The sequence below is a fragment of the Vibrio sp. 10N.247.310.98 genome (assembly GCF_041467395.1).
Taxonomy (GTDB): Bacteria; Pseudomonadota; Gammaproteobacteria; order Enterobacterales; family Vibrionaceae; genus Vibrio; species Vibrio crassostreae_C.
The window spans coordinates 1-7,598 of the sequence record NZ_JBFSUL010000045.1 but is presented as its reverse complement, the minus strand read 5'-3'; the positions used below and the strand labels follow the sequence as shown (position 1 = coordinate 7,598).

Below are 7,598 nucleotides of genomic sequence, written 5' to 3'. Positions count from 1 at the left end.
AGCAGAAGCAGAAGCAGAAGCAGAAGCAGAAGCAGAAGCAGAAGCAGAAGCAGAACAGGAAGAAGTGGCAGTTCCTCAAGCTAAGGTTGAAGAAGTACAAGAGAAGCCGACAGAAAGCTTCTTTGCTCGTCTTAAGCGCAGCCTAAGCCGCACTAAAGCAAACATCGGTGCTGGTTTCTTTGGTCTGTTCAAAGGCAAGCAAATCGATGAAGACCTGTTTGAAGAGCTAGAAGAGCAACTTCTGATTGCTGACGTGGGTATGAATACCACGGTTAAGATCATTGAAAACCTGACAGAAAAAGCATCTCGCAATGACCTAAAAGACGGTGAAGCGCTTTATGGTCTGCTCAAAGAAGAGATGGCAGACATCTTAAGCCAAGTGGAACAGCCACTGGTTGTTGATACCACTAAAACACCTTACGTTATCTTAATGGTGGGTGTGAACGGTGTAGGTAAGACAACTACGATCGGTAAGCTGGCGAAACAATTCCAAAATGAAGGCAAGAAAGTGATGCTAGCAGCGGGTGATACCTTCCGTGCTGCAGCCGTTGAACAGCTTCAGGTTTGGGGTCAGCGTAACGATGTGCCAGTTATCGCTCAACACACTGGTGCGGACAGTGCGTCTGTTATCTACGATGCGATTGAAGCAGCGAAGGCTCGTGGTGTTGATGTTGTGATTGCTGATACAGCCGGTCGTTTGCAGAACAAGAGCAACCTGATGGAAGAGCTACGCAAGATCGTTCGTGTAATGAAGAAGATTGATGACTCTGCGCCACACGAAATCATGCTAACGCTCGATGCAGGTACAGGTCAGAACGCTATCAGCCAAGCGAAGTTGTTCAGTGAAGTGGCTCCAGTTACGGGTATTACACTGACTAAGCTAGATGGTACGGCGAAAGGTGGTGTAATTTTCTCAATTGCTGACCAGTTCCAGATTCCAATCCGCTACATTGGTGTGGGTGAAGGTATTGATGACCTGCGTCCATTTGAATCTAAAGACTTCATTGAAGCACTATTTAGCCGAGAAGAGTAACGCGAGTAGCAAAGTGGTTTATCCTTAATCTGCTACCGTTTTTAAATTTGATATTAGTGATCGTAAGAGGAATTTTCGGTGATCAAATTTCAGCAAGTGAGTAAAGCCTACCGAGGTGGAAGACAAGCGCTCCAAAAAGTGGACTTTCACCTGAAACGTGGAGAGATGGCTTTTTTGGGTGGGCACTCTGGGGCTGGTAAAAGTACCTTGCTGAAGTTGATCTGCGCGATAGAGCGTCCAACTGATGGACGTGTCTGGTTCAACGATCACGATATCACTCGTATCCCAGCCAAAGACATTCCTTTCTTACGCCGTAATATTGGGATTGTTTTTCAAGACCATCGCCTGCTGATGGACCGTTCGATTTTCGATAACGTCGCTCTGCCTATGCGTATTGAATCTATTTCTGAAAACGAAATAAAACGCCGAGTCAGTGCTGCGTTGGATAAAACCGGTTTATTAGATAAAGCCCGTTGTTTGCCAAGCCAACTTTCTGGTGGTGAACAACAACGCGTGGGTATTGCTCGCGCCGTGGTTAACCGTCCAACTCTGCTTTTAGCCGATGAGCCTACCGGTAATCTAGACCCTGAATTATCTAACCGTGTGTTGCGATTATTTGAAGAATTCAACCGCGCAGGTGTGACGATCATCCTAGCGACGCACGATATCGGGTTAGTGAACACTCGCCCTCAGTACCGCCATCTTGAATTAAACCAAGGATTTTTGAGTGAGGTTGAAGACTATGGCCGCGAATAAGCGCATCAAAAAACCTCAATCTAATCGAGCAGCAAACCGCGCTTCAAGCGACGGCTTCTTTGTTGTTCACTGGAAACAAGCCAAGTCATCGTTCTCGCAAATGTGGCAGCGCCCGTTAGGCAACTTACTGACCCTTGCGGTGATCTCTATGGCGTTGGCGATGCCAGCTTGTTTGTACCTATTAGGTAAAAATGTAGGGGAAGTGGCGCAAGATGTCACTAGCCCGTCACAAATAAGTGCTTATGTAGAGGATGGTATTCCTGAGCCACGAGTAATGGTGCTTAAGGATGAAATCGAAAGTTGGGATCAAGTTGAGCTCGTGGAGTACATTTCTCCGCAGCAAGGGCTTGCAGACCTCAGCCAGTATTCTGGTTTTGAAGACGCCCTAACCATTCTCGACGATTATTCACTGCCAGGTGTGCTGGTGATTACGCCAAGCGTGCACAGCGATACCTTAATTAAAGAGCTGGCAGGCACAGTTAAACAACAAGAATTAGTGACCGATGTTCGCCTAGACGAAGATTGGTTAGCGCGATTAGATGCGATCAAAGCATTAGCGGCTGTCATCGTGATTACCTTAACGGTATTGATGCTGGGCGCGGTATTTCTGATTATCGGCAATACACTACGATTTAATGTGTTGGCGCATAAAGAAGAGATTCAAACCATGAAGCTGATTGGTGCGACCGACAGCTACATTCTTCGACCATACCTTTATGCTGGGATGTGGTTTGGCGTTTTAGGTTCGATTAGCGCTTGGGTAATGACGGCATTGATTACCGTATTGCTGAACAGCGCGGTGGATGACTTGGCTCAGCTATACGACAGCCACTTCCGTTTAATTGGCCTGAGTTGGGATGAATCTTTACTGCTTTTGATCGTCGGAACTCTGCTTGGTAGTGTGGCTGCAAAGCTTTCTGCACAGCGTCACCTAAAAGAAATTGAACCAGTTTAGGTGAATAGAGTCATATTTAGACGAAAAATAGGCACTTCTTAACCAGTTTTTGCCTTGTATAGACGAATTGATTATGCATAATTACTTCCCCCTCCTTGAAACCTGTTCATTTTAGGTTCAAGATTGTAGGGTTTTAATAGATGTATTACTCCAGATCAGAGATTGATGAGGAACCGAATGGCAAACCAAGCGTATCAAATGGCTTTAGTCACACAAGATAGTTTAGATAGCTATATCCGCTCAGCGAACAGCTACCCTATGCTGACTCCTGAAGAGGAACGTGGACTTGCAGAGCGATTACATTACAAAGGTGAGATCGACGCTGCGAAAGGCTTGATCCTTTCCCACCTAAGATTCGTGGTGCACGTTGCAAGAGGCTACTCTGGCTACGGGCTACCAATGGCTGATCTCGTCCAAGAAGGTAACATCGGCTTGATGAAGGCTGTTAAGCGCTTCAATCCAGAAGTTGGTGTTCGTCTCGTCTCGTTTGCTGTTCACTGGATCAAAGCTGAAATCCATGAATACGTTCTACGTAACTGGCGTATCGTTAAAATTGCGACCACTAAGGCACAGCGTAAACTGTTCTTTAACCTTCGTAAGTCTAAAAAGCGTTTGGGTTGGTTCAATAACGGTGAAGTTGAGACGGTTGCTCGTGAACTGGGTGTTGAGCCTTCAGAAGTTCGTGAGATGGAATCTCGCTTAGCAGCACAAGATGCGACGTTTGAAGCGCCTATGGACGATGACGATGGCGGTTCTGCTTACACTGCTCCAGTTTACTACCTAGAAGACAAGGCGTCAGACGTTGCTGAGACGGTTGAAGCGGCTAACTGGGAGTCACACACCAATAATCGCCTAGGGCTAGCACTAGCAAGCTTAGACGAGCGTAGCCAACACATTGTTCGCTCACGTTGGTTAGACGACAACAAGGCAACCCTGCAAGACTTAGCGGATACCTACAGTATATCAGCTGAGCGTGTTCGCCAGTTAGAAAAGAATGCGATGAAGAAATTGAAACAAGCCGTTGGTGATTTCTAATAGCATCTAGTTTCTATTAGCTTCTACTTTCTAGTAGAGCTAACAAATAGCTGAATTTTGAAAAGGCCGAGATCGAGAGATCTCGGCCTTTTTGTTTTGGATCGATTTCTCAACTTTTGCGATCGAAATTTGCAAAATGATTTTGTGGATAACTCTGTGAGAAGTTTATTCGTCAGCTATCTAAAAGCAGTGTGTAGTAAGGCTTTGACGGGGTTTTTCGAGTGGGGATATGTTTCAGTTAACCCACAGTTAGATCAGGATCATTACTACATGTTGTGGATCTATTTTTGAAAAGACACTTTATTCACGCAATTCACAGATTTATCCACAAATGGTGTAAAAGTGATCGCTGGTGGATAACCTTATTAAGTGGATGTGAATGTTAGCCTTGGGATAGGTTACAATGGCAGCAAAGTAAATCAGTATAAAAAGAGAAAGTCATGGACCAGTTTAAACATATCGATGTTAAAGGCGCTCAAGCCCTCATCGAACAAGGCGAAGCTCGACTTGTCGATATACGTGACCCGCAGTCTTTTGCGGTTGCCCACCCAAAAACAGCCTACCACCTGACTAACGATACGATGGTGTCATTCATGGATGAGGTTGAGTTCGAACAACCTATCTTAGTGATGTGCTACCACGGCATCAGTAGCCAAGGTGCGGCACAATATTTAGTGAACCAAGGCTTTGAAGAGGTATATAGTGTTGATGGTGGTTTCGAAGCTTGGCATCGTGCTGAACTTCCAGTGATCGCAGGTTAATGACTTTCATCACCTGAACCGCCTCAAGCATCCCTCATAGAATGAATAGGAAGTAACAATGATTAGATTGATGGTGTTAGACAATCCACGTCTTGCTCAAGCATTTATTGATTATATGGCCTCTCGTCAGATCCCTATTCAGATGTCTCCAGAGGGAGAAGGGCGTTTTGCTCTTTGGCTTCTTGATGGCCAATTTCAGGTTGAAACCGAAGCTGAGCTGAATCGTTTTCTGGCTGAGCCCAATCATAAGCGCTATCAAGCTGCATCTTGGGACATGGCAGAGACCAGAAAGAGCAACTTCCATTACCACACGCCAAGCTTCATGGGCATGATCAAAGCCAAAGCAGGCCCAGTGACACTAAGCCTGATGTTGGTGTGTGTGGTGATTTTTGCGCTGCAACAGATCGGTTTTGGCCAAGCTATTTTCAATGCCCTACATTTCCCAGCGGTGGATGGACAGCAATGGCAGCTGTGGCGTTGGTTGAGTCATGCCGTTCTACATTTCTCTGTTATGCACATCGCATTTAATATTTTGTGGTGGTGGCAGCTAGGTGGAGACATTGAGAAGAAACTTGGCAGCCTCAAGCTACTTCAGATCCTTGCTGTCTCTTCTGCGCTTTCAGGTGCTGGGCAGTATTGGGTTGAAGGGGCGAACTTCGGTGGTTTGTCTGGTGTTGTGTATGCCTTGGTTGGTTACTTATGGGTGGTTGGTGCGAAGGCGCCACAACTTGGTTTAGGTATCCCAAGACAGATTGTCGGCTTTATGTTGGTGTGGTTGGTGCTTGGGTACATGCAGCCATTTATGGCTATCGCCAATACGGCGCATTTAGCTGGTCTAGCCGCTGGTGTGATTATTGGCTTTATCGATGCGATGAAAGCACCAAGCTCGGCAAGAAGCTAATTCATATCTTCTAATGAGTAGCCAAACGATAGAGACAAAAAAAGCGGCCAGATGAGCCGCTTTTTTATTGGGATTCGTTTTACATCATTACTGATAAAGGTATTTGGTAAACAGTAAGTCAGCAATCAGGGTTTTACCTGTCTCTGGAAGCAAAATCTTGTTGAGGTGTTCAACTAAGGATTTTCTTAAGTCTTCACGGCCAGATAGAGATTTAATGGTTTCTTCGTTTTGTTTGCCAAGCAATTCAATCACCGCATCGCGAATCAGTGGTTGGTGATGCTCAATAGCGGCCAAGTCGTTACTATTTGCCACCATGATGTCGAGGCGAACCTGAATGTAGCCCAGTTTTTTACCTTTAGTGTAAAAATTGGTGGTCAGGTCTGGCTCTAGCGTGAAGTAGGCGAGTTTAGCTGCCGACTCATCTTCAGCGAAACTTGATGCTGAAAAGAGTAGGGTAATCGCAAGAAATATTTGGGCTACATAACGTTTGTGCATATTTGTGACTTTTCTTTAGTTTATTCGCGATATTCGAAACGCATTAGTCTTGTTACAATGAGCGGTCTAAATCTAAATACGTTTACAATTCGAAGAACGCTTTAATTTTGTTCGAAAGTTGAAGCTTTATTGTACGTGTAAAGTCACCTATTGAATACTAGTATGAATCAGCCAATATCGCTGTATCTTAATTCGTTAATGAATGTAGATTGGCAAAGTACAGAAACATTTGATTTTCCTAATGAAACCACCAAAGAGTGGCTGATGGAGCAAGGTTCTCTTTCCCGCAAGTTGGGGAAGTGCTGTCAGCACCTGTCTGTTGAGTTGCTTCATAATCAAGTTGTAGAACGCTCAATGCTGCAACAAGACGAGGAACATCTTTTATCATCGTTTGATTGCTTACTGCGTAAAGTGATTTTAAAGGGTGATGACGAACCGTGGGTGTTAGGTCGAACCTTGATTCCCCGAGTCACATTAGAAGATCATCAGCACTCAGACCTTTCTCAACAAGGTAATGTCCCGCTTGGATTGACCGTTTTCAGTGCTGAGAACGTGGAGCGAGATGCGCTGCAAGTCGGTTGGGTTATCGCAGGCGATGAGCGATTACTCGCGCGTCGTTCTCGATTATGGATGAACCATAAACCGATGCTTGTGGCAGAACTGTTTTTACCAACATCACCCATTTACTCTAAGGAGAGTGTGTAAATGCTTGCCACCAAAGCGAAGGCGTATTGGCAATTAACGCGAATGAATCGCCCGATTGGTACCCTATTACTCCTTTGGCCGACCTTGTGGTCACTGATTATCGCCGCACAAGGTATGCCTGATTTTGATGTCTTGATTGTTTTTGTACTCGGCGTGGTGTTGATGCGTTCAGCTGGCTGTGTGATCAATGACTTTGCGGACCGTAAAGTAGATGGTCATGTTAAACGTACCAAGCAGCGTCCACTGCCGTCTGGTTTGGTTTCCAGTAAGGAAGCGATTCTGCTCTTTTTAGTGCTAGCCGTAGTTTCATTCTTGCTGGTACTCACCATGAATCCACTGACCATTAAGCTCTCATTTATTGGTGTGGGTCTGGCGTTCATTTACCCTTTCATGAAGCGTTTTACGCATCTTCCACAGTTGTTTCTTGGCTTAGCGTTTAGTTGGGCGATACCAATGGCTTGGGCGGCACAAACCAATGAACTGCCAAGCATTGTGTGGTTTGTCTTCGTGATTAACGCGTTGTGGACGATTGCTTACGACACGCAATATGCGATGGTTGACCGAGATGATGACCTGAAGATTGGTATTAAATCGACGGCTATTTTATTTGGTCGCTTCGATAAGCTTATCGTCGGCTCTTTGCAACTTGTTACTCTAGCGATGCTGATTGTGTTAGGTATGCACTACCAATTGGGTGATACTTTCTATTGGGCATTGTTAGCCGCAGGCAGCTTGTTTGTGTACCAACAACATTTGATGCGGCATCGTGACCGAGACTTATGTTTTCAAGCTTTTCTAAATAACAACTATGTTGGCATGGCCGTAACGGTCGGTTTGTTCGTTACCTTCTGGTAAGCATCAGTTTTTATCAAACGAATATTCAAGAAAAAGGCACCCAGTGGGTTAATGCCGATCAGTTAAAGCCAAAGCGATCGGTTGAAGGATCCTTCAGAGCTG

9 protein-coding genes are annotated in these 7,598 nt (G+C 45.2%); 8 read left to right on the top strand and 1 reads right to left on the bottom strand.

The genetic code is table 11. From position 1 onward, the window contains the following. The 6 genes from ftsY to glpG all read left to right on the top strand — a co-directional run. Positions 1-1,033 (top strand): signal recognition particle-docking protein FtsY (ftsY, locus tag AB6E78_RS16400; RefSeq protein ID WP_372101093.1); only part of this gene is annotated, 1,033 nt, incomplete at its 5' end. 78 nt (positions 1,034-1,111) lie between these two features. Then, positions 1,112-1,789, top strand: coding sequence for a cell division ATP-binding protein FtsE (gene ftsE, locus AB6E78_RS16395; protein ID WP_004736585.1), 678 nt, complete (start codon positions 1,112-1,114; stop codon positions 1,787-1,789). Further along, the gene (gene ftsX / locus AB6E78_RS16390; protein WP_017061038.1) at positions 1,776-2,744 is read left to right on the top strand and encodes a permease-like cell division protein FtsX; all 969 of its coding nucleotides are present in this window, start codon (positions 1,776-1,778) and stop codon (positions 2,742-2,744) included. Before ftsE ends, ftsX begins: the two co-directional genes overlap by 14 nt. A gap of 177 nt (positions 2,745-2,921) precedes the next feature. Continuing rightward, positions 2,922-3,779, top strand: coding sequence for an RNA polymerase sigma factor RpoH (gene rpoH / locus AB6E78_RS16385; RefSeq protein ID WP_017055518.1), 858 nt, complete (start codon positions 2,922-2,924; stop codon positions 3,777-3,779). A gap of 440 nt (positions 3,780-4,219) precedes the next feature. Further along, entirely contained in the window at positions 4,220-4,540 is a 321-nt protein-coding gene (glpE, locus tag AB6E78_RS16380) for a thiosulfate sulfurtransferase GlpE (protein ID WP_017061039.1), read from the top strand. Between the two features lie 58 nt (positions 4,541-4,598). Further along, positions 4,599-5,441 carry a rhomboid family intramembrane serine protease GlpG gene (glpG, locus tag AB6E78_RS16375; RefSeq protein WP_372133955.1) on the top strand — a complete coding sequence of 281 codons (843 nt, stop codon included), beginning with the start codon at positions 4,599-4,601 and terminating at the stop codon, positions 5,439-5,441. Positions 5,442-5,528: 87 nt separating this feature from the next. Here glpG and AB6E78_RS16370 read toward each other — a convergent pair whose 3' ends face one another. Further along, positions 5,529-5,936, bottom strand: a complete 408-nt coding sequence (locus AB6E78_RS16370; protein WP_372133954.1) for a flagellar basal body-associated protein FliL — start codon at positions 5,934-5,936, stop codon at positions 5,529-5,531. A gap of 162 nt (positions 5,937-6,098) precedes the next feature. On the opposite strand from AB6E78_RS16370, the gene AB6E78_RS16365 reads away from it, so the two are divergent. Further along, entirely contained in the window at positions 6,099-6,641 is a 543-nt protein-coding gene (locus AB6E78_RS16365) for a chorismate lyase (protein ID WP_164091128.1), read from the top strand. Further along, entirely contained in the window at positions 6,642-7,496 is an 855-nt protein-coding gene (gene ubiA, locus AB6E78_RS16360) for a 4-hydroxybenzoate octaprenyltransferase (protein WP_372133953.1), read from the top strand. It abuts the gene before it with no gap. The last annotated feature ends 102 nt before the right edge of the window (positions 7,497-7,598 follow it).